The sequence below is a fragment of the Novilysobacter longmucuonensis genome (genome assembly GCF_046600735.1).
In the GTDB taxonomy this organism is placed as follows: Bacteria; Pseudomonadota; Gammaproteobacteria; order Xanthomonadales; family Xanthomonadaceae; genus Novilysobacter_A; species Novilysobacter_A longmucuonensis.
This window is the reverse complement of the sequence record NZ_JBJMAW010000003.1, coordinates 182,230-208,665: the sequence shown is the minus strand read 5'-3', so window position 1 is coordinate 208,665 and position 26,436 is coordinate 182,230. Positions and strand designations below refer to the sequence as shown.

29 protein-coding genes are annotated in these 26,436 nt (G+C 69.1%); 11 read left to right on the top strand and 18 right to left on the bottom strand.

Features of this window, described 5'->3' with window-relative positions:
* Positions 1-68 precede the first annotated feature (68 nt).
* Positions 69-2,624: an ABC transporter permease gene (locus ACJQWM_RS04995; protein WP_332705166.1), complete on the bottom strand. Its 2,556-nt coding sequence runs from the start codon at positions 2,622-2,624 to the stop codon at positions 69-71.
* The gene (locus ACJQWM_RS04990; RefSeq protein WP_332705169.1) at positions 2,621-3,361 is read right to left on the bottom strand and encodes an ABC transporter ATP-binding protein; all 741 of its coding nucleotides are present in this window, start codon (positions 3,359-3,361) and stop codon (positions 2,621-2,623) included. The genes ACJQWM_RS04995 and ACJQWM_RS04990 overlap by 4 nt, the downstream gene beginning before the upstream one ends.
* 247 nt (positions 3,362-3,608) lie before the next feature.
* Between ACJQWM_RS04990 and ACJQWM_RS04985 the strand changes: the two genes are divergently transcribed.
* Together ACJQWM_RS04985 and ACJQWM_RS04980 are read left to right on the top strand one after the other, a co-directional pair.
* The gene (locus ACJQWM_RS04985) at positions 3,609-4,229 is read left to right on the top strand and encodes an arylesterase (protein ID WP_332705172.1); all 621 of its coding nucleotides are present in this window, start codon (positions 3,609-3,611) and stop codon (positions 4,227-4,229) included.
* 205 nt (positions 4,230-4,434) lie between these two features.
* Positions 4,435-4,692: a hypothetical protein gene (locus tag ACJQWM_RS04980; protein ID WP_332705175.1), complete on the top strand. Its 258-nt coding sequence runs from the start codon at positions 4,435-4,437 to the stop codon at positions 4,690-4,692.
* A 209-nt stretch (positions 4,693-4,901) separates the two neighbouring features.
* Here ACJQWM_RS04980 and ligD read toward each other — a convergent pair whose 3' ends face one another.
* Together ligD and ku are read right to left on the bottom strand one after the other, a co-directional pair.
* Entirely contained in the window at positions 4,902-7,463 is a 2,562-nt protein-coding gene (gene ligD, locus ACJQWM_RS04975) for a DNA ligase D (RefSeq protein WP_332705178.1), read from the bottom strand.
* 105 nt (positions 7,464-7,568) lie between these two features.
* The gene (ku, locus tag ACJQWM_RS04970) at positions 7,569-8,525 is read right to left on the bottom strand and encodes a non-homologous end joining protein Ku (protein ID WP_332705181.1); all 957 of its coding nucleotides are present in this window, start codon (positions 8,523-8,525) and stop codon (positions 7,569-7,571) included.
* Positions 8,526-8,647: 122 nt separating this feature from the next.
* On the opposite strand from ku, the gene ACJQWM_RS04965 reads away from it, so the two are divergent.
* Positions 8,648-8,770 (top strand): hypothetical protein, encoded by a 123-nt coding sequence (locus ACJQWM_RS04965; protein ID WP_330970150.1) that lies wholly within the window; start codon positions 8,648-8,650, stop codon positions 8,768-8,770.
* Positions 8,771-8,939: 169 nt separating this feature from the next.
* Here ACJQWM_RS04965 and ACJQWM_RS04960 read toward each other — a convergent pair whose 3' ends face one another.
* The 3 genes from ACJQWM_RS04960 to ACJQWM_RS04950 all read right to left on the bottom strand — a co-directional run bounded on the left by ACJQWM_RS04960 (position 8,940) and on the right by ACJQWM_RS04950 (position 10,476).
* Complete coding sequence (locus tag ACJQWM_RS04960; protein WP_332705184.1) at positions 8,940-9,152, bottom strand: hypothetical protein; 213 nt, start codon at positions 9,150-9,152, stop codon at positions 8,940-8,942.
* Between the two features lie 10 nt (positions 9,153-9,162).
* Positions 9,163-9,783 (bottom strand): DUF892 family protein, encoded by a 621-nt coding sequence (locus tag ACJQWM_RS04955; RefSeq protein WP_332705187.1) that lies wholly within the window; start codon positions 9,781-9,783, stop codon positions 9,163-9,165.
* A 297-nt stretch (positions 9,784-10,080) separates the two neighbouring features.
* Entirely contained in the window at positions 10,081-10,476 is a 396-nt protein-coding gene (locus tag ACJQWM_RS04950) for a host attachment family protein (RefSeq protein WP_332705190.1), read from the bottom strand.
* A gap of 249 nt (positions 10,477-10,725) precedes the next feature.
* On the opposite strand from ACJQWM_RS04950, the gene ACJQWM_RS04945 reads away from it, so the two are divergent.
* Complete coding sequence (locus ACJQWM_RS04945) at positions 10,726-10,851, top strand: small membrane protein YohP (protein ID WP_332705193.1); 126 nt, start codon at positions 10,726-10,728, stop codon at positions 10,849-10,851.
* A gap of 61 nt (positions 10,852-10,912) precedes the next feature.
* Here ACJQWM_RS04945 and ACJQWM_RS04940 read toward each other — a convergent pair whose 3' ends face one another.
* Positions 10,913-11,596, bottom strand: a complete 684-nt coding sequence (locus tag ACJQWM_RS04940) for a DsbA family oxidoreductase (RefSeq protein WP_332705196.1) — start codon at positions 11,594-11,596, stop codon at positions 10,913-10,915.
* 124 nt (positions 11,597-11,720) lie between these two features.
* On the bottom strand, positions 11,721-12,182 hold the full coding sequence (locus ACJQWM_RS04935; RefSeq protein WP_332705199.1) for an EF-hand domain-containing protein: 462 nt from the start codon (positions 12,180-12,182) through the stop codon (positions 11,721-11,723).
* 190 nt (positions 12,183-12,372) lie between these two features.
* On the opposite strand from ACJQWM_RS04935, the gene ACJQWM_RS04930 reads away from it, so the two are divergent.
* On the top strand, positions 12,373-12,693 hold the full coding sequence (locus ACJQWM_RS04930) for a DUF3247 family protein (protein ID WP_332705202.1): 321 nt from the start codon (positions 12,373-12,375) through the stop codon (positions 12,691-12,693).
* Between the two features lie 113 nt (positions 12,694-12,806).
* On the opposite strand, the gene ACJQWM_RS04925 is transcribed toward ACJQWM_RS04930, so the two are convergent.
* Both ACJQWM_RS04925 and ACJQWM_RS04920 read right to left on the bottom strand, forming a co-directional pair.
* A complete protein-coding gene (locus ACJQWM_RS04925) occupies positions 12,807-13,016 on the bottom strand; it encodes a cold-shock protein (RefSeq protein ID WP_036194962.1) in 210 nt (69 codons plus the stop codon).
* 337 nt (positions 13,017-13,353) lie between these two features.
* Positions 13,354-14,661 (bottom strand): HD-GYP domain-containing protein, encoded by a 1,308-nt coding sequence (locus ACJQWM_RS04920; protein ID WP_332705208.1) that lies wholly within the window; start codon positions 14,659-14,661, stop codon positions 13,354-13,356.
* 386 nt (positions 14,662-15,047) lie between these two features.
* Here ACJQWM_RS04920 and ACJQWM_RS04915 point away from each other — a divergent pair, with 386 nt between their 5' ends.
* The 4 genes from ACJQWM_RS04915 to ACJQWM_RS04900 all read left to right on the top strand — a co-directional run bounded on the left by ACJQWM_RS04915 (position 15,048) and on the right by ACJQWM_RS04900 (position 17,090).
* A complete protein-coding gene (locus tag ACJQWM_RS04915; protein ID WP_332705211.1) occupies positions 15,048-15,602 on the top strand; it encodes a hypothetical protein in 555 nt (184 codons plus the stop codon).
* The gene (locus tag ACJQWM_RS04910; RefSeq protein ID WP_332705214.1) at positions 15,599-16,348 is read left to right on the top strand and encodes a hypothetical protein; all 750 of its coding nucleotides are present in this window, start codon (positions 15,599-15,601) and stop codon (positions 16,346-16,348) included. The genes ACJQWM_RS04915 and ACJQWM_RS04910 overlap by 4 nt, the downstream gene beginning before the upstream one ends.
* A 64-nt stretch (positions 16,349-16,412) precedes the next feature.
* On the top strand, positions 16,413-16,709 hold the full coding sequence (locus tag ACJQWM_RS04905) for a DUF4031 domain-containing protein (protein WP_332705217.1): 297 nt from the start codon (positions 16,413-16,415) through the stop codon (positions 16,707-16,709).
* Positions 16,710-16,793: 84 nt separating this feature from the next.
* Positions 16,794-17,090 (top strand): hypothetical protein, encoded by a 297-nt coding sequence (locus tag ACJQWM_RS04900; protein WP_332705220.1) that lies wholly within the window; start codon positions 16,794-16,796, stop codon positions 17,088-17,090.
* Positions 17,091-17,206: 116 nt separating this feature from the next.
* Here ACJQWM_RS04900 and ACJQWM_RS04895 read toward each other — a convergent pair whose 3' ends face one another.
* Positions 17,207-17,779, bottom strand: a complete 573-nt coding sequence (locus ACJQWM_RS04895; RefSeq protein WP_330970157.1) for a DUF6630 family protein — start codon at positions 17,777-17,779, stop codon at positions 17,207-17,209.
* A gap of 189 nt (positions 17,780-17,968) precedes the next feature.
* On the opposite strand from ACJQWM_RS04895, the gene ACJQWM_RS04890 reads away from it, so the two are divergent.
* Positions 17,969-18,232, top strand: a complete 264-nt coding sequence (locus tag ACJQWM_RS04890) for a DUF3297 family protein (protein WP_332705223.1) — start codon at positions 17,969-17,971, stop codon at positions 18,230-18,232.
* A gap of 210 nt (positions 18,233-18,442) precedes the next feature.
* Here the strand turns inward: ACJQWM_RS04890 and treF are convergent, their stop codons facing one another.
* The 5 genes from treF to ACJQWM_RS04865 all read right to left on the bottom strand — a co-directional run bounded on the left by treF (position 18,443) and on the right by ACJQWM_RS04865 (position 24,308).
* A complete protein-coding gene (gene treF, locus ACJQWM_RS04885) occupies positions 18,443-20,065 on the bottom strand; it encodes an alpha,alpha-trehalase TreF (protein WP_332705226.1) in 1,623 nt (540 codons plus the stop codon).
* A complete protein-coding gene (locus tag ACJQWM_RS04880; RefSeq protein ID WP_332705229.1) occupies positions 20,055-20,843 on the bottom strand; it encodes an SDR family NAD(P)-dependent oxidoreductase in 789 nt (262 codons plus the stop codon). Before ACJQWM_RS04880 ends, treF begins: the two co-directional genes overlap by 11 nt.
* Positions 20,844-21,189: 346 nt before the next feature.
* The gene (locus ACJQWM_RS04875) at positions 21,190-21,960 is read right to left on the bottom strand and encodes a ZIP family metal transporter (protein WP_332705232.1); all 771 of its coding nucleotides are present in this window, start codon (positions 21,958-21,960) and stop codon (positions 21,190-21,192) included.
* 403 nt (positions 21,961-22,363) lie between these two features.
* Positions 22,364-23,131, bottom strand: a complete 768-nt coding sequence (locus tag ACJQWM_RS04870) for an ABC transporter permease (RefSeq protein ID WP_332705235.1) — start codon at positions 23,129-23,131, stop codon at positions 22,364-22,366.
* Between the two features lie 250 nt (positions 23,132-23,381).
* Entirely contained in the window at positions 23,382-24,308 is a 927-nt protein-coding gene (locus ACJQWM_RS04865; protein ID WP_332705239.1) for an ABC transporter ATP-binding protein, read from the bottom strand.
* Positions 24,309-24,625: 317 nt separating this feature from the next.
* Between ACJQWM_RS04865 and ACJQWM_RS04860 the strand changes: the two genes are divergently transcribed.
* The gene (locus tag ACJQWM_RS04860) at positions 24,626-24,886 is read left to right on the top strand and encodes a hypothetical protein (protein WP_330970065.1); all 261 of its coding nucleotides are present in this window, start codon (positions 24,626-24,628) and stop codon (positions 24,884-24,886) included.
* Positions 24,887-24,985: 99 nt separating this feature from the next.
* Here the strand turns inward: ACJQWM_RS04860 and ACJQWM_RS04855 are convergent, their stop codons facing one another.
* Complete coding sequence (locus ACJQWM_RS04855) at positions 24,986-26,071, bottom strand: AI-2E family transporter (RefSeq protein WP_332705242.1); 1,086 nt, start codon at positions 26,069-26,071, stop codon at positions 24,986-24,988.
* Positions 26,072-26,436: the final 365 nt, after the last annotated feature.

Sequence of the window (26,436 nt, the reverse complement as noted above, 5' to 3'; positions counted from 1 at the left end):
GACGGCACAACCGGAGGGACGGCCAGCGGCCGTCCCTTCTTTTTGGGCGCGCCGGCGCAGCGCCCGCGTCAACCCTGCAGTTCGCGCAGCGTGACCGACGGCGGGGCGTCGAGGACCCGACGGGTGGCGAACATGCCCGCCGCCAGCGCGGCAAGCACGCCCAGTCCGCCGCCGACCGCGGCCATCGACCAGTTCGCCTGCCACGGCAGGTCGAACACCCGGGTCGCGATTACGCCGGCCAGGATCGACGCCGCGATCGCCGCGGTCAGGCCGGCCAGCAGCCCGATCGCGGCGAATTCCGAGGCCTGGGCCAGCCGCAGCTGCCGCCGGCTGCCGCCGAGCACGCGCATCACCCCGCCTTCGAGCAGGCGCTCGTCCTGGCTCGCACTGACCGCCGCCATCAGCACCAGCAGGCCGGCGACCAGCGAGAAATAGAACACCACCTCGACCACCAGCGACACCTGGTCGGCGGTCCCGCGGACCTGCGCCAGCACCGCGTCGATGTCGATCACCGACAGGTTCGGGAAACGCTCGACCAGCTCGGCGGTGAAGCGGGTCTGCGTCGGCGCCACGCTGACCGCGGTGATGTAGCTGGCCGGGAACCCATCCAGCGCACCCGGCGATGCGACCACGAAGAAGTTCGGGCGGAAGCTCTCCCACTCGACGCTGCGCAGGCTGGTGATCGTCGCCTCGAAGGGCTGTCCGGCGATGTCGAACGCCACGGTGTCGCCGACCTGCCAGCCCAGGCTCTCGGCGAAGCCCTCCTCGACCGACACTTCCGGCTGCGCCGGCCCCTGCGCCGCCCAGAACGCGCCGGCGGTGACCCGGTTGTCCTCGCGCAGGGTGTCGACCACCGACAGGTTGAACTCGCGGTCGGCGCGGCGCTGCGCGCGGCGGCTTTGTTCCGCATCGGCGGCGGGATCGGCATAGTCGTCGCCGCGCACCGGCGCGCCGTTGTGCGCGACCAGCCGGCCGCGGATCATCGGAAACAAGACCGGCTCGCCCACGCCCTGCTCGGCCATGAATGCGCGCACCGGAGCCACCTGGTCCTGCTGCACGTTGATGATGAAGCGGTTGGGCGCATCGGCCGACAGCGCCAGCTGCCAGCGATCGAGCAGGTCGGTGCGCACGAAGGTCAACAGCAGCAGCGCCATCAGCCCCAGGCCCAGCGCGGAGATCTGCGCCACGCTGGTGCCGGCGCGCCGGCTCACGTTGGCCAGCCCGTAGCGCAGGCTACCGCGCAGGTGCGGGCGCAGCCGCCGGATCAGCAGGACCAGACCCCAGGCCAGGGCCGCGAGCACCGCGAAGGTTGCGACGATGCCGCCCAGCATCGCGCCGGCCAGTACCGGCGAGCCGGCCTTCCACCACAGCAGCGCGGCCAGCCCGGCCAGTCCGAGCAGCGCCACCAGCCACGCGCTCGGCTCGGTCGGGTCGAGGTCGCGGCGCAGCACCCGCAGCGCCGGTACCCGGCGCAGGGCCAGCACCGGCGGCGCGCCGAATGCGAGCAGCACCACCAGGCCGACGCCATAGCCCTGCAGCGCCGGCATCAGCCCCGCGGCGGGGATCGACAGTTCCAGTGCCTGCTCCAGCCAGCCGCCGATCGCCCACTGCAGCGCGAACGCGATCGCGACCCCGATCGTGCAGGCGATCAGCCCGAGCATCAGCAACTCGCCGACGTGGACCCCGACCAGGGTGCGCTGGCTGGCGCCGAGGCAGCGCATCACCGCGGTGCCCGACAGATGCCGCTCGCTGTGGCGGCGCGCGGCCATCGCCACCGCGACCGCGGCCAGCACCACCGACACCAGCGCGGCCAGGCCGAGGAAACGCCCGGCACGGTCGAGCGCGGAACGTATCTCCGGCCGCGCCTGTTCAATGGTTTCCAGCCGCTGGCCGCGCCCGAGGTTGTCGCGCGCGGTGGCGACGAAGCGCTCGACCGCTGCGGCATCGCCGGCGATCACCAGCCGGTAGCGGATCCGGCTGCCTTCCTGCACCAGGCCGGTGGTGGGCAGGTCTGCGAGGTTGAGGAACACCTTAGGCGCGACGTTGAAGTAGTCGAGCGCGGCGTCGGGCTCCTGCACCACCAGCGCGGTCAGGGTGAACTGCGCCTGGCCGATGCTGACGGTGTCGCCTGGCCGCGCGCCCAACGTGTCGGCGCCGGCGCGGCTCATCCACAGCGTGCCCGGTACCGGGATGCCGTCGGCCACGCGCTCGATCTCGCCGCGCTCGCCGTCGGGCTCGGCGATCACGAAGCTGCCGCGCAGCGGAAAGCCTTCGCCGAGCGCGCGCAGTTCGCCCAGGCGCAGGTTGCCCTCGGCACCGCGGTCGACCCGGATCATGCTGTCGAGCTCGACCGTCCGGGTGCGCTGCAGCCCCGCCGCATTCGCCGCGGCGTCCACCGCGCCGGCGATCGGCGCATTGCCGCGCACCACCGCGTCACCGCCGAGCAGCCGGTTGGCCTCGATCGCCAGCGCGCGTTCGGCGCGGTCGGTGACGAAGCCGACCGCGGTCACCGCCACCACCGCCAGCACCAGCGCGGCCAGCAGGATGCGCACGTCGCCGGCCTTCAGATCGCGGCGCAGCTGGCGCCACGCCATCGCCAGGACCCCCACTCCGGCCGCCGTCATGCCGCCTGCCTGTCCCGCGCCAGTTCCTGCGACACCAGGCGGCCGCTGTCGAGCCGGATCAGATGCCGGCAGCGCACCGCCAGATGGTCGTCGTGGGTCACCAGCACCAGGGTCGTGCCGGCCTCGGCATTGAGCGCGAACAGCAGCTCGATGATCGCCTGGCCGGTGTGGGTGTCGAGATTGCCGGTCGGCTCGTCGGCGAACAGCAGCGAAGGCCGGGTCACGAACGCCCGCGCCAGCGCGACGCGCTGTTGCTCGCCACCGGACAACTGCCGCGGGTAGTGGCCGAGGCGTGCGCCCAGCCCGACCTTCTCCAGGATGGCCCGGGCCGGCGTTGACACGTCGCGGTCGCCGCGCAGTTCCAGCGGCAGCATCACGTTCTCCAGCGCGGTCAGGGACGGCAGCAACTGGAAGTTCTGGAACACGAAGCCGACCTTCGCGCCCCGCACGCGCGCACGCCCATCCTCGTCCAGCGCCGACAGCACCTCGCCATCGAGCGTGACGCTGCCCTGGCTCGGTGTATCCAGGCCCGCCATCAACGACAGCAGGGTGCTCTTGCCCGAACCGGAGGCGCCGACGATCGCGACCGTATCGCCGGCCGCGATCGAGAAGCTCACCCCGTCCAGGATGGTGAGCTCGCCCGAAGGCAGCGGCACGCGCTTGCCGAGATTGTTGACCTGCAGGGCGGTGGGCCTGGTGTCGGCAACTTCAGCTTGCGGTTGGAGGCTGTCGGCCATGATGGTCCTTGTTGGAAAAGTCGATGACCGGCTTCTGCTCGTCATTCCCGCGAACGCGGGAACCCAACGACTTCAGCGCCCAGTGCCGATTCACAGAAATTGTGACTCAATCAGAGCCACTGGATTCCCGCCTTCGCGGGAATGACGACCGGGGTATTGATCACATGAGGAGATGCGAACAGTGACGTCAGGATATGCGGCATCGCGCCGCCGGGTTCAATGTGCCATCGGTTTGATCGCGCTGGTTTTGACGCTGCTCCTGGGGCTGTTGCCGGGTGTACACGCCCAATCGACCGCAGCGGCAAAGCCGGCGCCGGCCGCGCGCACGGTGCTGGTGATGGGCGACTCGCTGTCGGCCGGCTACGGCCTGTCGGCGCAGCAGGGCTGGGTCGCACTGACCGCCGATCGCATCGCCGAGCGCAGGCCGGACTGGCGCGTGGTCAACGCCAGCATCAGTGGCGAGACCACCGCCGGCGGCGCGGCGCGCATTGTCGGCGAGCTGCGGCGGCATCGGCCCCACGTGGTGGTCATCGCACTGGGCGCGAACGACGGATTGCGCGGGCTGCCGACGCTGCAGACCCGGATCAACCTGGCCCGCATGCTGGGCGCCGCGCATGGCGCCGGCGCCGAGGTGCTGCTGGTCGGGATGCGCATGCCGCCCAACCTGGGTGCGGAGTACACCCGCGCGTTCGAGCAGAACTTCAGCGCCCTGGCCGAGCGCTTCGATGTCGCGCTGCTGCCGTTCCTGCTCGAACCCCTCGCGCTGGACCGCGCGGCCTACCAGAGCGACAACCTGCATCCGGTGGCCGAGGCGCAGCCGAAGCTGCGCGACCACGTCTGGCCGGCGCTGGCGCCGCTGCTGGACTAGCCTGCTCAGTGGCGATGTCCGTCGCGATGCGGCGATCGACGAGCCGCGATGTCGCCACTCCGGTCGCTCCCGACCGATGAGCCGGGGCCGCTCCGCGCGCCAGAGGGTTCATTGCGCCGACGAACGGCCGTGCAGCAGGGGTTTAATTTTCGCCGCGCGGGAGTATGGTCGATCAGCTAGGACCGCTCATTTCGGGAGATGGGCCATGGAACAGCGTGCATTGGACCGCACACCGTCTGACGCGTCGCCCAGGCGGATGCTGCGCCGCGACGAGGAAGCGCTCGCGCTGACCTACGGCGTCGAGGCGCGCCGACATTACGGCGACCGCGCCTGGAGCGAGGTCGAGCCGGAACTGGCCAGTGGCTGGTCGCGCCTGCGCAAGCGCAGCCGGACCGAGTGGGCCGACGTCGCCGACCGGGTCGAAGCCGCCTGGTCGTGCGCGTTGCCGCCGGGCGAGCGCTGAGGCTGCGCGACTCGGGACCTGCGGGACTCGGGACTCGGGACTCGGGACTCGGGACTCGGGACTCGGGACTCAGGAAGAGCATAAAGCTAGCGTACCTGCCGCATCACCCCATATTGTCGTCCCGAGGCAGCGAAGAACCTGCTGTGGCTTTTGATTTGCGAGTCGCGAGTCCCGGGGTCCCGCCAGCTCGATAAGCTGCACGCCAACCGCTACCCGAGCTCCACCAGCTTCTGCTTGCATGCGCGCTTCCAGCCGTCCCACGGGTCCTTGCGCAGGCTCGCCGCGCGCCGGAGTGCACGGGCCAGGGTGTAGTCGGCGCCGGATTTTGTCCTGCCCAGTTCGTCCCAGCGCAGCGGCATGGCCACGCCGGCGCCGGCGCGCGCGCGCAGCGACCAGCTCGCCACGCTGGTCGCGCCGCGGCCGTTGCGCAGCCAGTCGATGAAGATCACGCCGCGGCGCTTGGCCTTGGTCGCGGTGGCGATGTAGCGGTCCGGGGCCTGGGTCGCCATCGCATCGGCGAACGCGCCGCAGAACGCCTTCGCCTGCGGCCAGTCCGGCCCCGGCGCGATCGGCACCACCACGTGCAGGCCCTTGCCGCCCGACAGGCGCAGGAAACTCTGCAGGCCGATGTCCTTCAGCCGGTCGCGGACGTCGCGGGCGGCGCGGGCGATCGCCTTCCAGTCCACGCCTTCGCCGGGGTCCAGGTCGAACACCAGCCGGTCGGGCCGCTCGACATCGTCGATGCGCGCGCCCCATGGGTGCAGCTCCAGCGCGTTCATCTGCACCAGGTCGAGCAGGCCGGCGACGTCCTCGATGTAGAGGTAGTCGTCATGGCTGCCGTCCTTTTCCCTGATCGGCACCGCATGCACGTGCCCGCCGAGCGTGTCGGCGTGGTGCTTCTGGAAGAAGCACTGGCCCTTGAGCCCGTCGGGACAGCGCAGCAGCGACAACGGCCGGCGCGCGACTTCCGGCAGCAACTGCGGGGCGACCGCGCGGTAGTACTCGGCGACCTCGCGCTTGGTGATCTTCTCGGCCGGGTAGATCAGCTTGTCGGGGCTGGTGAGCCTGGTTTCCGGCACCGCGCTTGCGCCGTCCGGGTCGGCGCGCTCGCCCTGCACATGCGCACCCTCGCCCACGGTCTTGTCCCCGCGTAGCCGCATGAAGCTGGCCTGGCGCAGCAGGCCCTCCTTGCCCCAGCCACGGAACGCCAGCTCGGCCACCAGCTGCGGCTCGACCCAGGTGACATCGCGCGGCGCCAGTGCGATGTGCGCCGGCAGTGTCAGCGTCGGGCTCTTGCGTACCAGCTTGCGCAGCTGCGCGGTCATGCTGCGCAGGCGGGCATCGTCGAAGCCGGTGCCGACGCGGCCGACGTACTTGAGTGCGCCGGCCTCGCGGGTGGCCATCAGCAGCGAGCCGAATCCCACCCGCGAGCGTTTGGGTGCGGTGAAGCCGACGATCACGAACTCGTCGGTCTGCGCGTGCTTGATCTTCAGCCAGGTGCTGGAGCGACCGGGCAGGTAGCGCGCCCCGACCGCCTTGCTGATGATGCCTTCCATCTTCTGGCCGCCGCTGGCGGCAAACACCTGTGCGCCGTGCCCGACGATGTGCCGGCTGTAGGCGAGGATGGGATCGTCCTGGGTATCAAGCAGCGCCTCGAGCAGTTCCTTTCGCTCGATCAGGCGGGTGCCGGTGAGGTCGACACCCTCCAGCGTCGGCAGGTCGAACACGACGTAGCGCAGGGTCGCGTTGGCCGTGCCCTGGATCGTGCGCTGCAGCGCGGAGAAGCAGTTGGCGCCATGTTCGTCCAGCGCGATCAGTTCACCGTCGAAACTGCCGCTGTCCAGGCGCAGCCGCTCCAGTGCCGCGGCGATGTCGGGGTAGTCCGCACTCCAGTCCAGCCCGTTGCGCGAACGCAGCCGCGCGCGGCCGTTCCTGATCTCGGCCAACAGGCGGTAGCCATCCCACTTGAGTTCGTGCAGCCAGCCCTCCCCGGCGGGCGGCGACTCGCGCAGGGTGGCCAGCTGCGGCGCGATCTCGGTGCCGCCACCCAGGGACTTGGCGCCGTCGAGCGCCTGCGCCCGTTTGCGCCAGTCGATCCTGCGCGGGCGGCGCTTCGCTGCTTTTCCTGCTTTGGCTTGCGCGCTTTTCTCTGCGCCCTTGGCGACCTTCGCGCCCTTTGCGGGCGCTGTCTTTTTTACAGAGCCCGAAGGCCGCCGCCCCTTCCAGCCCGCCGGCGGCACCGTCTCGACCAGATCGTCGGACTCCACGTCGGCGGCGTATTGATCGTCGCGCTTGATCAGCAGCCACTGCGGCTTGCTGCCCGGCTTGGCGGTGCGCACCAGCTTCCAGCCGCCGCGCAGTTTCTCGCCATGCAGCACGAAGTCCAGCTTGCCCCTGGCCCGCGCCTCCAGCGGGTTGCCATCGGTGGCCCATACGCCGCGATCGAAGATGTCGACCTGGCCGCCGCCGTAGTGGCCCTGCGGGATGTCGCCTTCGAAAGTCGCGTAGCTCAGTGGATGATCCTCGACCTCCACCGCCAGGCGCTTCTCGCCGACCCGCAGCGACGGTCCCTTGGGCACTGCCCAGCTCTTGAGCGCACCGTCGATCTCCAGCCGGAAGTCGTAGTGGCGCACGCTGGCGTGGTGCAGCTGCACCACGAAGATCGGGCGGCGGGGGCGTGCCTTGCCGCCGCGCCGCGCCGGCGGTGCGTCGTCGGCCGGCTCCGGCGTCTGGTCGAAGCGGCGCTTGCGGGCGTAGTCACGCAGGGTCATCGCGCGCGGTCGATTTCGGGCAGCCGACCGCGACCGCACCCCCGGCTCGACACTCCCGTGTTGCGAGATGGAGCGAGCAGACCTGAAAAAGGCGCGCCGTCATCCTCAAGCCGCCTTGCGCTTCTTGCCGGCAGTTTTCTTGGCCGCCTTTTTCGGGGACTTCGCGGGGGTCTTCTTGGCGGCCTTCTTGCTGGCCTTTTTGGCCGGCTTGTCCTTGCCCGGCTTGTCCTCGGCCTTGCCGGCACTCTTTCGGGCCGGGGTCCGCTTGTTCTTGTCGATGCTCTGCTGCAGCAGCGCCATGAAGTCGACCACGTTGGTGCTTGCATCCTCGGCCACCGATGGCTCCTCGGCTTCGCGCTTGACCACGCCGGTGGCCTTCATGCGCTTGGTGATCACCGCCTGCAGCCGCTCGCGGAACTCGTCGGTGTACTGGTCGGGCTGCCAGTCGCCGGACATGGTCTCGATCAGCTGCTCGGAGAACGCCAGCTCCTTGTCGCTGATCCGGTAATCACCCCGCGCACCCTCCGGGATGTTGTACTCGCCGATGTCGACGAGTTCCTGCGGGTAGCGCATCATCAGCAGCAGCAGGGCATCGCCCTGCGGCATCACCGCGCACAGGCTCTCGCGGGTGCGGATCACCACCCGCGCGACGCCGATCCGGCCGGTGCTGGCCAGCGCCTCGCGCAGCAGCACGTAGCCCTTCTCGGCCTTCTTGGCCGGCACCAGCACGTAGGGCTTCTCGAAGTACTGCGGGCCGATCGCGGTGACATCGACGAACGCCTCGACCTCGATCGCACCGTGGCTTTCCGGCGCGGCCGACTTGATGTCGTCCGGGTCGAGCACGACGTAGCTGCCCTTGTCGTACTCGAATGCCTTGACGATGTCCTTCCAGGCGACCTCCTCGCCGGACTCGGCATTGACCCGCTCGTAGCGGATCGGCGAGTTGTCGCGCGAGTCGAGCATGCGGAACGAGATGTCGGTGCGGCGCTCGCCGGACATCAGCGAGACCGGGATATTCAGCAACCCGAACGACAGCGTTCCAGACCAGACGGGGCGGGCCATGGGAACCTCCAGACGCGGCGGTGGCGCGGCATTTCAGTATCGAAACAGCGGCGTGATGCGGGCGTGGTAGAGCCTCGCGGGCCGGCGGCACGGCGGGGCGCCATTCCGACCCAACACCGCCTTTGATCATCATCGACATGATCAACGCGCTCGATTTCGACGGCGGTGCCGCGTTGCTGAAAAACGCGCTGCCCCACGCGCATCACGCGCGCGCTGTTGCAGGGTTGAGTGCTGCCGCTCGGTAGAGCGGAGCTTGCTCCGCTGCAGCGACATGCCGGTAGAGAAAGATTCGGGCGAGACCGCAGCAGAGCAAGCTCGGCTCTACGGCAACGCCACCGGTGTCGTGAAGTGCACGCGTCTACGACGACTCCAGCCGCCGGTTGCGGCGGAAGATCAACTGGCCCACCACCGCTGTCACCAGCAGCGCCACATGGTGACCACGAACACCCAGTTGTCGAGCATCCAGCTGTAGACGGTGAAGCCCACGCTGGCGGTGACCTGGCCCACGAACAGCCAGGACGACAGACCTATCGTGCTGCGCTCGCGCCACTGCACGTAGACCTGCCGCCCGAGCGTCATCAGCAGTACCGCCGATGCGCTCCAGCCGAGCCAGTCGGCAGGGTCCATCAGCGTCGTCTCAGTGTCCTTTGCCGAGCATCTGGTCGCGCGACTGCTCCGCGCGCGAGGCGCCGATCTTGGTCTCCACGTGCTTGACCTCCTCCGGCGGCGGCAGGACGGCCGGCAGGCCCAGCGACTCGATCCACAGCTCGCGGGTCCAGCCGGTGGTATGCAGCAGGTGGTGGTGCTCCTCGTCCTCCACCGACTGGTAGGCCTCCAGCAGCACCTGGGTGGCATCGCCCTTGCCGTGCTCGCCGACGTGGCCGATCAGCTCCCAGTTCATGTGATCCTTGGTTTCGGCCAGCGTGACGCACTCGCCCGCAACCAGTTCGGCCGCGCCCGGATCGCCGGCGTCCTTCGCCATCTGCATCGCCGCGACCAGCGACTCGCCCAGGTGCGCCACCACCTGGCGACCCGGCGTCTGCGTCTTGGGGTCCAGGCCGAGCTGCTCGAACACGCCCAGCAGGATCTTCCTGTGGTTGCGGGTCTCCTCCAGGTACTTCTGCCACTCCTTGCGCAGGTCCTCGTTGACCGCGCATTCGATCGCGTTCTCGTAGACTTTGGCGCCGCCGATCTCGGTTTCGAGTGCCTGGTACAGCAGCTCGTGCAGTTGCGCCTGGTCGTAGGCTTTGCTGGCCATCGTGTGCTCCTGACGTGGTGTGCTTCGGCGGCGACGCCGCGTTGGCGGACGGGAGCAAAGACTCTAGTCGGCGCGGGTGAGCGTGCCGTCAAGCACCTGGGTGGCGATCGCGCCCTGGGGCGCTCCTACAAAGGCTCGTGTTTTTGTAGGAGCGGGCCATGCCCGCGATGTGGAGTGACGCGGCCGCCTGCATCGCGCCCATGGGGCGCTCCTACAAGATCCGCCGGCACCGGTTCGGGCGACAAGCAGCCGAGCAAGCTCGGCTCTACAGAACCCCCGTCCGATCAACCCGGACGCTCAGGACAGGAGCCGCTCGATATCCTCGCGCGGCACATTGGTCAGCGTCTTGGCCAGCTCGCCGTGCAGCCGTTGCCGGGCCTCCTGGTGCAACAGCGGCCGCATCTCGCCGAGCGTCTGCGCATCGGCCACCAGCACCAGTGACTGGTAGTCGTCGCGCAGGGCGCCGTCATTGAGACGCTGCGCGAGTTGCTTGGCGAAGGTGGCCTTGTCGATCTGGTAGCCGGTGGCGCCGTCGGGCTGCGCACCGGCGGGGCCGTCGTCGTTCATGTCGACCAGTTCGAGCAGTTCGTCCTGATGCAGCGACAGCGCGCGCTGGTCGCCCCGGTTGTGGAACACGCGGGCACCGGTGCCGTCGGCCACGATTACCAGTGCATTGGCGGGGATCGGTTGCATCGTCGTCTCCTGGTGTCTGGGGCTTCTTCTGGAACTAACAAATTCCGCGGCTGCGAGTGCCCGCCGGATCGTACGGACGAGTCTAGGCAGGCCGGTGTGATGCCGATGGCTAGCCGGCGGCAGCGTGTCGTTCCGGAGTGCGGGGTGCGACCCGAAAACCGCTGCAGGCGCGCTCCCGCAGGGGGCCGGTGGGCTGGCGGTCGATCGATCTTTCACGGCCTATTCGCGATGGCGCGAATAGCTTCAGCGATGGGGTTTCACAGGGGCCGCACCCGACAGGAGAACGGCATGCTCAAGTTTCTTGGCAAGACCACCGGCATCATCTTCCTCATCGGCCTGGTCGTGGTCATCGGGCTGTTGATGCTGATCTTCTAGACCGATCTGGCGGACGCGCGCGCCAACACGCCAGACCGGCAACTAGCGCCAGTCGCCGCAATCAGTCCTGCGGCCCGGCTCCGCTGTCCAGGCCGGCCACCTGTCGCAGCGCCCGCTCGAACATTTCCACGGGTTGTCCGCCCTGGATCAGGTGCTGATCGTTGAGGATCACCGAAGGCACCGCATGGATGCCACGGCTCAGGTACACGTCCTGCTGCGCGCGTACCTCGGCGGCGTATTCGCCGCGGTCCAGCACCTGCCGCGCACGCGTGTCGTCGAGCCCGGCCGTGGCCGCGACCTGCGCCAGCACCTCGGGCGAGGAGACGTCCAGGTTATCGGTGAAGTAGGCGCGCAGCAGCGCGTGTTTGAGCGCGAGTTCCTGCGCTGCGCCCTCCAGTCCGGCCCAGTGCAGCAGGCGGTGCGCATCGAACGTGTTGTAGACGCGGTCACGCTGCCTGAACTCGAATCCGACCGCCGCACCGCGCTCGCGCAGCGCTTCGCGGTTTTGCGCGAGTTGCTCGGGGGTCGAGCCGTACTTCTGGACCAGGTGCTCGTCGGTGTCCTGGCCTTCGGGCGGCATCTGCGGGTTCAATTCGAACGGCTGGAAGTGCAGTTCCGGGGCGATCCGTTCGCCCACGCGCTCGATCGCCTGCTCCAGCGCCTTCAGCCCGACCGCGCACCAGGGACAGGACACGTCGGATACGAAATCGATGCGCAGTGGCACCGGAGGCGCGGGACTGGACATGGCGAGCCCTCCAATTGCCGGAAGTTACGCAGATCCGGTCCCCGCGGAACCCGCGGGGACCGGACAGGAAAGAACGGACGGAGCCGAAGCTCCGTCCGATGCCACTGTGGAGCGGGACTGATGCTTAGCGGTCGTCCCTCATGTGGTCGTCCCTCATGTGTTCCGAGTCCTTGCGCTCCTTCTTGGCCTCGAGCTCGGACTGACTGATGTTGCCATCGCCGTCGGTGTCAGCCTCGCGCATCTTCTCCTGCGCGGCGGCGGCATGTTCCTGCACAGTGACCACGCCGTCACCGTCGGTGTCCATCTTCTGGATCATCTCCTCGGGCGACTTGCCATGGCCCTCGCCCTTGTCCATGCGTGCGTGGGCGGCACCGACCTCGGCGGCGGTGATGCGGCCGTCGCCGTCGGCATCGAGCTTCTGGAATTTCCCGTCGGCGGCGGCGCTGTGCTCCTGGGCGGAGATCATGCCGTCCTGGTTGCTGTCCATCTTTTCCCACTTCTCTTCATTGGCCAGCGCCGTGCCGGACAGGGCCAGCGCACCGATGACCGACAGCGCACGCAGGGAATGGTTCTTAATCTGGTTCATAAGGCTCTCCTTGGGGGGACGCGCGACATGCGCGGATATGAGCGAGGCGACCCTATCGGCCGGGAAGTTATGCAGGCGTGTAGCGATCGGCTTCAGGTCAGCGGCGCGACAGGCGCCGTTGCATCGCCGTTCACCGCGACTTGCGCGGCGGCCCGCTAGATTGACCCGCCCCCCTCGCCGAACCGCCCCAATGACCCAAGACGCCGAGCGCATCCTCACCGAGCCCGCCGAGATCGATCGACTGAAAGCGCTGATCGCGGCGCTGCCCAACGGCGCACGCGTCGAGCTGCAGTTCGAGGACGGTCGCCGGTTGCGTGCCATTGTCAGCGTGCGCCCGACCCTGCAGGTGTTTCGCGATGCGGCTGGCGGCGAGGGCGTCAACTCGCTGGTCCGGGTGGAAGAACCCGCACTGGAGGCGCCGGAAAGCGCCGCCGTCCACGACATCTGGCTTGACCAGGTAAGACATGTCATCCAGTTGTCACCGGCGCATTGGTCGGGGCAGACCGACTAGCAGCCTCGGCGGCTCACCGCGGCGCGGATCAGGCGCCGAAAAAGAAAAACCCGGCCGAAGCCGGGTTTTTCCTGATCTGGTGCACCGCCGGACGGCGGTGCGGGCAGTCCGGCTTACAGCGCTTCGACGGCGTCAGCCTGCAGGCCCTTCTGGCCCTGGGTGACGGTGAAGCTGACCTTCTGGCCTTCCTGCAGGCTCTTGAAGCCCTGACCCTGGATCGCGCGGAAGTGCACAAACACGTCCTCGCCATTCTCACGGCTGATGAAGCCAAAGCCCTTGGCATCGTTGAACCACTTGACGGTACCGGTTTCACGGTTCGACATTTCTAACTCCCTGGAACGTTTCTATCGGATATGCCACTTGCGTGGCGTTTTTGGCTGGTTGCAAGGAGGAAGCGAGTGCAACGATGTAGCGGATCTGGGATCTACAGCATCGGGCCACGTTTCATGTGACCCTTGACGAACACAGCTCGTGCACGTTATCCCGCGGGGAGCAGGAATGCAATCGGCGGGTGCAACATGCCACTCCTGCCTGTTCAGCTCTCGGGCGCCGACCCGCGGTTCCGACGCCTCGTGCGGCCTGGCAGCGATGATCGACCGGCCCGGCCGTCCCGAGTCCCCGAGTCCTCGAGTCCTCGAGTCCCGTCCGGCCGGGCGGCCACTAGCGTGGCGGCGTCGACCACCAGCGACCGATGTCGGCGATCAAGCCGCGGTAGGGCGCGTGGGGCACGGTCTCGGTGATCGCGTTCTCGGCCTCGCCAGTGTCGCGCAGCCGGGCCACCGCCGACAGCGTGCCGTTGGCATTGACCAGCCGCACCACCAGCGGATGCGCGGCATTGCCGCCGCGGCGCAGCACCACGCCGACCTCGCCGTTGGCCAGCCGCACCAGGGTGCCCGGCGGGAACACCCCGATCTCCTTGATCAACAGCCCAGGCAGCGCGTGATCGACCGCATCGCCGCGCTCCAGGAACAGGTTGCGCAGGGCATGGCGCGCATGCACCGCGCCGCGATAGGCCCGCGGGCGCACCATCGCCGACAGGATGTCGACGATCGCCAGCGTCCGCGCCTCCCGGCTGATCGCATCGCCGGCCAATCGGTGCGGATAGCCCGAGCCGTCCAGGCGTTCGTGGTGGTGCAGCACCGCGTCCAGCCACAGCGGATCGGTCACCCCGCCGGCTTCCAGTAGCACCACGCCATCAGCCGGGTGCGCCTCGATGCGCTCGCGCTGCTCGGAGGTCAGCTCGGTGGTCTGGCGATTGAGTGCGTCGGCGATCGGGCCCAGTGCGAGGTCGAAGGTCAGCGCCGCGGCCACGAGCGACCGGCTTTGCGCCTCGTCCAGCTGCTGCGCCTGCGCCGCCAGCTGGCACAGGATCGCGGCATGGAGCAGGCGCGGGATGTGGCTTTCCTCCGAGGCATCCAGTTGCATCGCCGCCAGCGCGGCGTCGGCATCGCGCGCGATCAGCGCGCGCAGGCGATCGGCCAGGTCGAGCACCTGCTCGCCCAGCTCCGGCGAGGCGACCGCCATCAGGGCCTCGTGGATGCAGTGCAGCTCAAGCTTGAGCGCCAGCACCGAGTCGAACACCACGGGCAGCTTGGGCGTCGCCGGGCGGGCGCGCAGCAGCAGGTGCGTCCGGCCCCGCGGCGATGCCGATGCCGATGCCGATGCCGATGCCGATGCCGAGGGCGAGGGCGAGGGCGAGGGCGAGGGCGAGGGCGAGGGCGAGGGCGAGGGCGAGGAGGATGTCGATGTTGATGGCGACCGCGGCGGTGGCGACTGCAGCGGCGGCATCAATGGCGGCGCCGGCGGCAGCGGCGGCAGATCCACCTGGCCGCGGCTCAGCAGCATGTCGAGCTGCGCCTGGCACGCCACCACCATTCCTTCGCCAAGCAGCAGCTTGCCCGCGCGGTCGAACACCGGCCAGGCCAGCACCGTGCCGATGTCCAGCTCGTGTTCGCACACCTCCCTCACGCCCGATCCTCCGGCTGCACGCAGCGCCGTGCCTCCTGCTCGATGTCGGCGCGGCGCCGGATAACTTGAACGGAACCGGCGGCCGACGACCGTTCGCCCGGCGGTGGCCGCCTCACGCCGTCATCACCGTTGGTCATGGTCGTGAGTCCCGCGTGAGGATGCACGGCGCTCCCCAGCCCAGCACCCCTAAGTCCAAAGGTCATCCGATGAAGTGGCGATTTGCGGTGGACGGTCCGTCAGCAACCCAGCACGCGCGGCGCAGGGGGTCGCCCGCTGCGCCGCCGCGTGGCCCGAGGCCGTTCGCAAGGGCGCTGACAATACTGTGCCTGCTGCTCGGCACCGCGGCTGCCCCGGCGGCGCAGCCGCAAGACGCCGTCCTGCCGTCCATGGGTGAGATCCCCACGATCACGGTCGCGCTGGCCGAGCAGCCCGACCTCCTGGATCAGGGCAGGACGGCGTTCTACCGCGGTCTGGTCGACCAGGACGGCATCGCGTTCGTGATTCCGGAGCTGACGATCAACACCGCGGCCGCGATCGTGCTGGAATCCTCCGATCCGCGTGCGCGCATGACGCTGCGGCTCAAGAATGCGCTCTCCGCGGATTGGGACCGCACCCTGAGCAGTGACGCGGACGGCACCATCGACACCCGCTTCCGCACCGAAGGCCCTGCGGTCGCCCAGCTCAGCAGCGACGGCGGGATGCGTGGGTACCGGCTGGCGGTGTGGGTCGGTCCGGAGCTGGAGGTGCACGCCGCCGCGCCGCCGCCGCCGTTCCTGAGCCTGGAGCAATACGATCGCCTGCATGGCAGCCGCTGGGCCGTTCCCCCGACCGCCATCGCGCTTGCGATCGCGCTGGTGCTGCTGGCCCTGATCGGCCTGGCGTGGGCGCGCGCCGCCCATCTGGGCGGGAGTGCGACCAGGCGCCGCGGGGCACGCGCGTGAGCGGCCGGATTGCCCGGGCCCGGTTCCTGTGGCGGCTGGCACTGGCGGGCCTGCTGCTCGGCGCGTCATCGTTCGCGCTGGCCGACGGCACCTGGGAAGCCGCGGAAAGCCCTGTCGGCGCCACGCCGGTGGAGGCGAGCGGGCGCGCAAGCGGGTTCGAGCGCGTGCTGGCCGAGCTGCGCCACATCGCCTCGGCCAGCGACCGCCCGTTCGACCCGGCCGAGCCAGCCTTCCCGGCATGGCAGGAGTGGCTGGCGGCCAATGCCGCGCTGTCGGACCTGGACGCCGCGCTGGATGCCGGCCTGACCACGGGCAGCGGCGACGCCGCGCCGATGGTGCCCTCCAGCTGCGCCGATCCCAGCCGGCCCGGGTGCAATGCCTGCTTCCGCGCCTCCTACAGCCGCATCAACCTGATCCGCATGCGGCTGGAACGGCTGCGAACGGTGCATGGCCGCACCATCGAGTACATCGACGCCCTCCAGTCCACTGGCGACAGCGCTGCGCCGCAGCACCGCGCACCGGATCCGGTCTGGCAGTTCTCGCGCGTCGGCAACCTGCGCTCGCGCGAGCGTCTCGAGCGCATCAACCAACACAAGCACCGGCGACTGATCGGCGCGATGGGCGAGGCGATCGACAACGTCTCGACCTGCGAGCGCGTGTACTTCGACAATCCCGACTGGGCGGTGCGCCACGGCCTCACCTACCTGCGGGCGATCGAGGCGACGTACCGCCTGGACGAGGGCTGAGTCGCACACGCCACCGCCCGGCCTGCAGTACCGTAAGCGCTGCACACGCACGCACCGGAGCCGCATGACCGTGTATGTCGATGATGCCGTCTGGCCCTGGCGTGGCGAGCGCTGGGGCCATCTGATGGCCGATAAGCTGGCCGAGCTGCACGCGTTCGCCGCGCAGCTCGGGCTGCCGCGGCACGTGTTCCAGAACAGGACCAGCGGCGCGCACTACGACGTGACCGCGGCCATGCGCGACCACGCGATCGAGCTGGGGGCCGTGCCGGTATCGCGGCACCATGATCGCGCACGCCTGCGGGCGGTGATCGCGCGGGCCAAGGCGCAGGGCCGCGGCGTACGCGATGACGCGGTGAACTGATTCCGCTGTCGCAGCTGCGTCTCCTATACGTGTCCTTGACCAGCGCCGACCTAAGCTGCGGCCATCCTCCGCAGGAACCGCCTCATGTCAGCCGATGCCTCCAGCCTGTTCCCCAGCGCAGCATTCACCGAGGAACAGCGCATTCTCACCACCCGCTACGGCATTGAGGCGCGTTGTTTCTTCGGTTTCCGCGGCTGGAACGAGATCGAACCGGAGCTGGGCGAGTGCTGGCGCCGCCACCACGAGGGCAACGGGCTGAGCTGGCTGGAAGCGTCCGAATACGTGTATGCCGCATGGAACGAGGCGCTGCCGGACGACGCCGCCTGCCTGCCTGCCTGCACGGTCGGTGCGCCGGCCCAGCACCAGCAGGTCGCGCTTTAAACGCCACTGGTGAACGCCCCTGTAGGAGCGGCTTCAGCCGCGATCCGCGTCGCCGGGGAAGGACCACTGGGAAGGGCGATCGCGGCTGAAGCCGCTCCTACAGCGCGCACGCTTGCCTAGAACGCCTCGTTGCCCGGGCGCAACTCAAACCCCAGCGCCGCGGCCACCGCCTGTATCGCCTCCCCGTCCTGCCGGCGCGTGATCCAGCCGGCATGCGCGGCCTCACCGGTGTGCCAGGTCCACAGGCTGTAGTCGTATTCACGCAGGCGATCGTAGGCGGTCGCCATCAACGCGGGCACGTCGGTAGCGGCGAGGAACGCCTCGTCAGTCGGGTCTTCCACGCCCCACTCGATCCGCAGGTTCCAACGCGCGGCCAGCTCGTTGACGCTGTCGATCAGCGAGGCGGTGTCGCCTTCCTCGACGTAGAAGCCGGACTTCCAGTCGATCACCTCCCTGAGCGGTTCGATCGGCTCGACCTCGTCGAAAGCGCCACCCAGGTCCGCGCCGATGCGCTCGCGATAGGCCGCGAACTGCTGCAGCGCGGTGTCCTCGTCGCCGGGGTTGATCAGCAGCAACAACTGCCAGACCAGCGCTTCGGTGGTGGCCTCGTCGCTGTCGAAGTCGGCACCGGGCTCGCCGGCGTTGGCGAAGTTGTCGTCCGGGTCGAACTCGGTGTCCGGGGTGGTCATGGCTATGGCGCTCTGCTCGGGTCGGCCGGGTCGCGGTCATGTGCAAGTGTGCGCCCAAGCCGCCCCTGGGGACACGCGGTGGTTGCGGTCATCAGGCCAGGGTGGGCGGCGGCGGGCACGCCACCGCTGCGCTGACGCGCTTATCCTGTCGCCACCGTGGCCCGCGCGCCACCCACCGGACCTGATCCAATGACCGACGCTCCACCCGATCGCCTCGCCTCCAATCCCCGCAGCCCGTACCACGACGCCGCCATGCTCGAGCGCGGAGTCGGCATCCGCTTCAACGGCGAGGAGAAGACCAATGTCGAGGAGTACTGCGTCAGCGAGGGCTGGGTCCGCCTGCCGGTCGGCAAGTCGCTGGACCGCCGCGGCAACGCGATGACGATGAAGTTCCAGGGCGTGGTCGAGCCGTACTTCCTCGATGCGACCGAGCCGGACGACGGAGCCGTGTAAACCGGTCCGCTTCTGCGCGCACGCCGGCAATCCACGTCGGCAATCCACCCCGGCAATAGTGGAGCGGCGCTGGTTGAGGTTCGCGGCTGAAGCCGCTCCCACGACCCGCTGCGCATCCCCTGTAGGAGCGGCTTCAGCCGCGAACTCCTGCTACCCAGGTGAGGCGAACAACAGACCCGCAGCACGCCGCGCGCTCCGCCGCCAGGACAGTCATTGCCGGGCGGGTCGGCGTCCAGAACCACCCGCACGTGTCCGCCGCGCCGGATTCGCCGGATCGTCGTGCAACAACTTGCGGGTCACGCCGTTGGTCCAGCCGAACCCGTCCTGCAGCGGGTACTCGCCGCCGCCGCCGCCATGCGCGCCGTCCGGTGCCGTACGCACCACGTATTTTTCGACGAGCTTGCTTTCGCTCTCGTAGACGCTGCCGACGGTGCGCAGCCAGCGCCGCGCGATTTCGCCCGACAACCCGGTCTCGCCGTAGTCGGCCAGGCCCCGGATCGCCAGCCATTGCAGCGGCGCCCAGCCGTTGGGCTGGTCCCACTGTTCGCCGCTGAAGTTGCGCGTGGTGGCCAGGCCGCCGTCCTCGAGCAGCTGCGCGCGCAATGTCGCCGCCACGCGCTGCGCCTGGCGCTGGCTCGCCAGGCCGACGAACAGCGGCGTCGCGGTCGCCGCGCACAGGCGCTCGCGTGGCGCGCCGCTTGCCCAGTCGTAGTCCAGATAAGCGCCGATGTCCTCGTGCCACAGCCAGCGGTCGATCGCCTGCGCACGCGCGTTCGCGCGCTGGCGGAACTCGGCCGCGCCGACTTCGTCGCCGCACGCGGCGGCCAGCTGCGCGATCTGCGCCTCCAGTTTGTGCAGGAACGCGTTGAGATCGACCGGCAGGATCAGCGTGGTGCGGATGCTGGTCAGCACGCCGTCGTCGCCGCACCAGCGCGAGCTGAAATCCCAGCCCGACGCTGCGCCCGCGCGCAGTTCGCGATAGACCTCGTGCGCCGGGCGTTTGCAGGCGTGCGCGGTGGTCACGTCTTCGAGGTAGGACTCCTCACGCGGGCTGTCGCGGTCGTCCCAGTAGCGGTTGAGCAGCGCGCCGTCGTCCATGCGCACGCACTGGCGGTGCGCATCGCCGCGGCGCAGGTCGTCGCTGCCGTCCATCCAGTACGCATACTCCTTGCGCAGCCGCGGCAGGTACTTCACCGCACGGCAGATGCCGTGCTGCTCGAACAGCTCGGTCATCAGCGCGAACACCGGCGGCTGCGAGCGGCTCAGGTAGTAACTGCGGTTGCCGTTGGGCACGTGGCCGTAGGTGTCGATCAGGTACGCGAAGTTGTCGGCCATCGCGCGCAGCAGCTGCGGCCGCCCGCTCTCGGCCAGACCGAGCATGGTGAAGTAGGAGTCCCAGTAGTACATCTCGCCGAAGCGCCCGCCCGGCACCAGGTAGGGATCGGGCAGCGGCAGCAGCGAGGAGCGCGTGGGATGCTCGCGCGGCTGCCGGGTCAGCGCGTCCCAGAGACGGTCGATGTGCTCGACCAGCGGGCGCTCCGGATCGGATACGTAACCGCTCGCGGGCGGGTGCTCGGAGGTGAAGTGCGCGTGCACGAAGCGGCTCAGGTCGAACTCCGGCGCGGACTTCTGCGCGCGGTAAGCATCCAGAATGTGTTCGGGATCGCCCCTGGGCGCGCAGTCGACGAAGGTCTTGCTGTCGGCGAACACGCGCTGGGTCTGCACCGCGACGAACAGCTCCTGGTAACGATCGGCCGGGGTCAGCGTATCGGCCGGGGCGACGCTGGCCACCTTGGCCGCGTTTTCCTCGGCGTCGTCGTGCTCATCCCTCATCGGTGCGCAGCCGCTGCTCGGTGTAGTCCCACAGCAGGCCGCCGTCGACGTAGACGGTGCTGCCGGTGATGTAGTCGGCATCGCTGGAGGCCAGGAACACCGCCGCGCCGGCCACGTCCTGCGGCGTGCCCAGGCGCTTGAGCGGGATGTTGGCCAGCAGCGGCGCCAGCAGCGCCGGATCGTCGAGCACCGGCGCGTTGATCGGCGTGCGGATCGCACCGGGTGCGATGTTGTTGACGGTGATGCCCAGCGGCGCCAGCTCGACGGCGAGGTTGCGCATCAGCATCTTCAGCCCGCCTTTGCTGGCGGCGTAGCTGGCAAAATTCGGAAACGGCAGTTGCTCGTGCACCGAACTGATGTTGATGATGCGCCCGCCCCGGTGGGTGTCGCGCAGGTGCCGCACGAACGCCTGCGCGGCAAAAAACGCGCCCTTGAGGTTCACATCGAGCACCAAGTCATACTCGGCTTCGGTCACGTCGCAGAACGCCGCGTAGCGCTCCACGCCGGCGTTGTTGACCAGGATGTCGATGCGGCCCATCAGCCGCACGCCTTCGGCGACCATCTGCCGCACCGCCTCGACGTTGCCGATGTCGCCGGCCAGTACGCAGCCCTCGCCGCCGGCCTCGCGCACCATCGCCAGGGTCTGCCGCGAATCGGCGTCGTCGTGCAGATCCTCGACGATCACGCGCGCGCCTTCCCGGGCGAAGCGCACCGCGATGCCACGGCCGATACCCTGGCCGCTGCCGGTGACCAGCACTACCTTGTTCTTCAGACGCACTGCCAATCCCGCACCGCACCCAAGGCTGACGAGTCTAGGCGGGCGGCGCGTGAATGGCGCGCGAGGTGCAGCCGCAACGCCGACGCGTACCGCGCATGCAGCGCGGGGCGCGCGCGAGCGCGGAACACCGGAGCTTCGCGGCGGGGTAACCGGCTCTCCGGGATGGCCGAAGCGGTCGAGCCGGGCCATCACCGGATCCCGCTCGACGTCTGCGATCGGCCGCAGAACCGATGCCGCATCGGATGCCCCGCACCGGGCCGCACCGGGTCGCACCAGCGCGACCCACGCGCGCCGACCTCTTCGGTCAATCCCACCAGGAGATACATGACCACACCCGCCGGCGCGCTCATCCCAACGCAGTATCCAGCAGCATCATCAGCACGAAGCCCAGTATCAGCCCGCCGGTCGCGAAGTTCTCGTGGCCCTGGCGGTGCGACTCCGGGATGATCTCGTGGCTGACCACGAACAGCATCGCGCCGGCCGCGAAGCCCAGCCCGATCGGCAGCAGCAGCGGCAGCAGCACGACCAGGCTGGCACCAGCCACCGCCCCGACCGGCTCGATCAGGCCCGAGGCCATCCCCACCAGCACCGCGCGCGCGCGGCTGTAACCGGCGGCGATCAGCGCCATCGCCACCACCAGGCCTTCGGGCACGTCCTGGATCGCGATGCCGGTGGCCAGCGCGGTGCCGCGCGCGAAATCATTGGCGTAGCCGACCCCGATCGCCAGCCCTTCGGGCAGGTTGTGCAGGCAGATCGCGAACACGAACAGCCAGGTGCGTTTGAGCCGATGGGGCGACCGGCCTTCCGGCCCCTTGATGAAGTGCTCGTGCGGTATGGCGCGCTCCAGCACCATCACCAGCGCCGCACCGGACATGATCGCCATGCCGATCAGCAGGCCCGCGCCCCAGCGTCCCGCGCCCTGTGCCTGGGCGGCCGCGATGCCCGGCAGCACCAGCGAGAACGCGCTGGCGGCCAGCATCACACCGGCACCGAATCCGAGCAGTGCATCCTGGGTGCGCTGTTCGATGCCGCGCATGAACCACGCCGGCACGGCACCGAGCGCGGTCGCGGCCGCCGCGGCCGAGCCGCCCAGCAGCGCCGCCAGCACCGGCGTCATGCCGCCTGCGCCCAGCCCCGGCACCCGCGCCGCGCCTCAGCGATGCTGTGCAGACGCCGTGGCGCATCGCATGCTGGCCGCCACACGCCGGCCGCGCGCGTCATGGGCCCGGCGTTCCCACCGGTGCCGGGGGTTGCGGATCATGCGCCGGCGGCTGGACCGGCGCGGGTTCGTCGGGGGCCGGCACTTCGGGACTCGGCGGCGCGGGCTGGGGCACTTCTGGCGGGGCCGGCGTTGGCTGCGGCGTTTGCGGCTGCCCGTCCGGTACGCCCGGCGTGGGATTGGGTGTGATCATCGATGGCGATCTCTGGCGGCTCCGCGCACCTTGCCGGCTGCGCCGTCGCCTCGGCGTCAATGTTCACGGCAATGAGCATGGTGGGTCCCGGCGCCAGCGCGCGCGCAGCTACGGCTTGAGCTTGTAGCCGGTCTTGAACACCCACCACACCGCCACCAGGCACAGCGCCAGGAAGCCCACGATCATGCCCGCGCTGACTACGACGTCGACATCGGACACGCCGTAGAAGCTCCAGCGGAATCCGCTGATCAGGTACACCACCGGGTTGAACAGGGTGATCGTCTGCCACACCGGCGGCAGCATGCTGATCGAGTAGAACGCGCCGCCGAGGAAGGTCAACGGGGTCACGATCATCAACGGGATGATCTGCAGCTTCTGGAAGTCGTCGGCCCACAGCCCGATGATGAAACCGAACAGGCTGAAGCTGACCGCGGTCAGCAGCAGGAAGCACAGCATCCACAGCGGGTGTTGGATTTCGTAGGGCACGAACACCCGCGCGGTCAGCAGGATCAGCGCACCGACCATCACCGACTTGGTCGTGGCCGCGCCGACATAGCCGATCACCACCTCGACGTAGGACACTGGCGCGGACAGCAACTCGTAGATCGTGCCCGACCATTTGGGCATGTAGATGCCGAAGGACGCGTTGGAGATGCTCTCGTTGAGCAGCGACAGCATGATCAGGCCCGGGATGATGAAGGCGCCGTAGCTGACCCCGTCGACCTCGCCCATGCGCGAACCGATCGCCGCGCCGAACACCACGAAGTACAGCGAGGTGGTCAGCACCGGGGAGACGATGCTCTCGGCCAGGGTGCGGAAGGTGCGTGCCATCTCGAAGCGGTAAATCGCGCGGATCGCGTGGAGGTTGAGGGTCATGTGGTCATCCAGTCCTTCCGGCCGAGCCGCTTGTCTCCTTCCCCTTCAAGAGGGTGAAGAGGGCCGCTTGCGAGCCACTGGCTCGCGGTCCGATGAACGCCCTCAAGCTTAGCTTGAGGGCCGGGACGGCCGGGATGGGGATGGGTTCGCTTCAGCACTCGCCAAGCCCGCAGGAGCCGACCCATCCCCACCCAACCCTCCCCTTGAAGGGGAGGGCTCACACCGCGAAGCGGAAAATCCCGCAACCCGCTCACGTCTTGCCCCGCACCAGGCTCACGAAAATGTCCTCCAGCGAACTCTCGCTGGAATGCAGGTCCTTGAAGTCGATGCCGTGGTCGGCCAGCCGCCGCAGCAGCGTGGCGATGCCGGTGCGCTCGCCCTGGGTGTCGAAGGTGTAGACCAGTGCGCCGCCGTCGTCCGACAGCTCCAGCGGCAAGCCCTCCAGTTCGTCGGGAATGCGCGACAGCGACTCCTGCAGGGTCAGGGTCAGCTGCTTGCGGCCGAGCTTGCGCATCAGCGCGACCTTGTCCTCGACCAGCACTATCTCGCCGCGGTTGATCACGCCCACCCGGTCGGCCATCTCCTGCGCCTCCTCGATGTAATGCGTGGTCAGGATGATGGTGACGCCCTGTTCCCTGAGGCCGCGCACCATCTGCCACATGTCGTGGCGCAGCTCGACGTCGACCCCGGCGGTGGGCTCGTCGAGGAACAGGATGCGCGGCTCGTGCGCCAGCGCCTTGGCGATCAGCACCCGGCGCTTCATGCCGCCCGACAGCGCCAGGATCTTGCTGTCCTTCTTGTCCCACAGCGACAGCGCGCGCAGCACCTTCTCCAGGTGCGCCGGATCGGGCGGCTTGCCGAACAGGCCGCGACTGAAACGGACCGTCGCCCAGACCGATTCGAAGGCGTCGGTCGAGAGCTCCTGCGGCACCAGGCCGATCTTGGATCGCGCCGCGCGATAGTCGCGCACTATGTCGTGGCCATCGGCGATGACCGTGCCGCTGCTGGCGTTCACGATGCCGCAGATGATGCTGATCAGCGTAGTCTTGCCGGCGCCGTTGGGCCCGAGCAGCGCGAAGATCTCGCCGCGGCGGATCTCCAGGTCGACGTTCTTCAGCGCCTGGAAGCCGGAGGCATAGGTCTTGGTGAGGTTCTGTACGGAGATGATCGGCTGCACGCGGTGTCCTGTCGGTCCGGTCGGCGGCGGTGACACAGGCCACCACCGCACAGCCTAGCGGCGATGGCGGGCCGGTATAAGCCCCGGCGGGGGGCGCCCCTTGGCGATCGGTCGCAGGGCCGTCACGCCGCATGTACAGGGGAGGCGTTCAGCTTCGTAAAAAACTGATCAACTCGTCCGATGTAGGATCGCGCAAATTGCGACGGAGTTGGCATTCCGCCTCCGCCGCACTGCCCCACCCGTACGAGGAAGCAGATGCCACTCATCGACCCAGCGACACCCGCCCCCCCCCTGCTGCCGTCCACCGGGCCGCGGCCGTGATGCGCATGCTCGGCGCGGCCGAGATCGAGGCGGCCATCTCCCGGCTCGAAGGCGAGATGTCGGACCTGCAGCACCGGCACCGCGACCTGTTCGCCTACGCCAACGCCTGGGCCGAACGTTATGACGCGATCGTCTTTTGCACCCCGCTGGAATCACGCACCGCAGTCGAAGCCCGCCTGAACCGCATCGGCGTGCGCTGGGGTGTCGCCAACGGCGTGCGCATGACCGGCCAGTTCCCGGCGCTCGATCCTGCCTGAAGACGTTAGCCACGATGTCGCAGGGCGGGTTTTCAACCCGCCGCCGGGCACCGCAACGGGCGGCGGGTTGAAACCCGCCCTACACACGCGGACGAAATATCAATCGTCCGCCATCGGGCTTTCCACCGGCCGGTCGAGCGGATCGCCGAGCACGTCCTGCACGTACAGCATCCGCGCCAGCACCATGGCGACGGCCAGCAGCGGCGTCGCCAGCAGCACCCCGAGCATGCCGAGCAGGCTGGCCATCAGCAGCTGCGAGGCGACTGACAGCGCCGGCGGGATGCTCACGGTCTTCTCGAACACGATCGGCATGATCACGTTGCTCTCGATGTTCTGGATCACGAAGTACGCACCCACCGTCATCAGGCACAGCGCCGGGCTCTCCAGGAACGCCACCAGCGCGATGGGGACCACCGCGATCAGCGGCCCCAGGTAGGGGATGAAGGTCAGCAATCCGGTCAGCAGGCCGAGGGTGAACGCCAGCGGCACGCCCAGCAGGTGCAGCACCAGCCAGGTCGACAGCCACAGCAGCACCATGGAGATCAGTTGTCCGACCAGCCACCAGCGCAAGGTGTTGCCGAGCTTCTCCAGCACTTCGCAGGCGCGCTCGCGACGCGGCAACGGCACCAGCCGCAGCAGCCCCTCGATGTACATCCGCGGGTTGTAGGCGAAGAACACCCCGATGAACAACGTGATGAGGAGCGCCGCCAGCGCGCCGAACACCGTGGCGCTGACCCCGCCGATGCGCGCCCAGACTTGTTGGGCTTCGGTCACGTCCAGCTGCGGCAGGGTATCGAGTGCATAGGCGCCGAACGTGTGCGCGCGCAGCATCGCCTCCAGGTCCTCGATCGACTCGGCCATGCCGGCCATCAGCGCCTGGACCTCGCGCGCCACCCCGGGCCCGACCATCCATATCGCCGCGCTCGAGCCGACCAGCAGCAGCGCCAGCACCAGGCTCAGCGACCAGCCCCCCGGCAGGCGCGTGCACCGGCTGACCACGCCACTGAAGAAGCACAGCAGCACCGCCACCAGCACCCCGGCGAACATCAGCAGCAGCACTTCCAGCGCCTTCCATAGCACCAGCACCAGCAGGACCATGGCGGTCACCACGCCGGTGACGTTGAACGCACGTCGGGTCAGGCTGGTGGCGCCGCCGATGGCGGCGGGCGTCGGGTCCGCGCTCATGAGCGCGACGTTAGTGCCCGCCGCGTGATGCCGATGGTTAAACGCCCCCGTAGGAGCGGGCCATGCCCGCGATCGGGAACGATGCGGAGGCGGCGGGGCAGACATGCGGCAGACGCCATCGCGGCTGAAGCCGCTCCTACATCGCATCGCGGCCGCGCCAGCGCCGTAGGCCGGGCTGCAAAGCCCAGCGCTTAGCGACTCGTGCGATAACACCCGCACTGCTGCGGCAACGAGGCATGTCACCGCAAGCTGCTTGCCAGCCCAGCCTACGAGAGCCACGCGAGCGGACACGTTCGAGTTCAACGGTCTCGCTGCCCGGCGGGAAGATGCGCGAGACTGCGGCCGGCCAGCACCGCTGCAGGCCC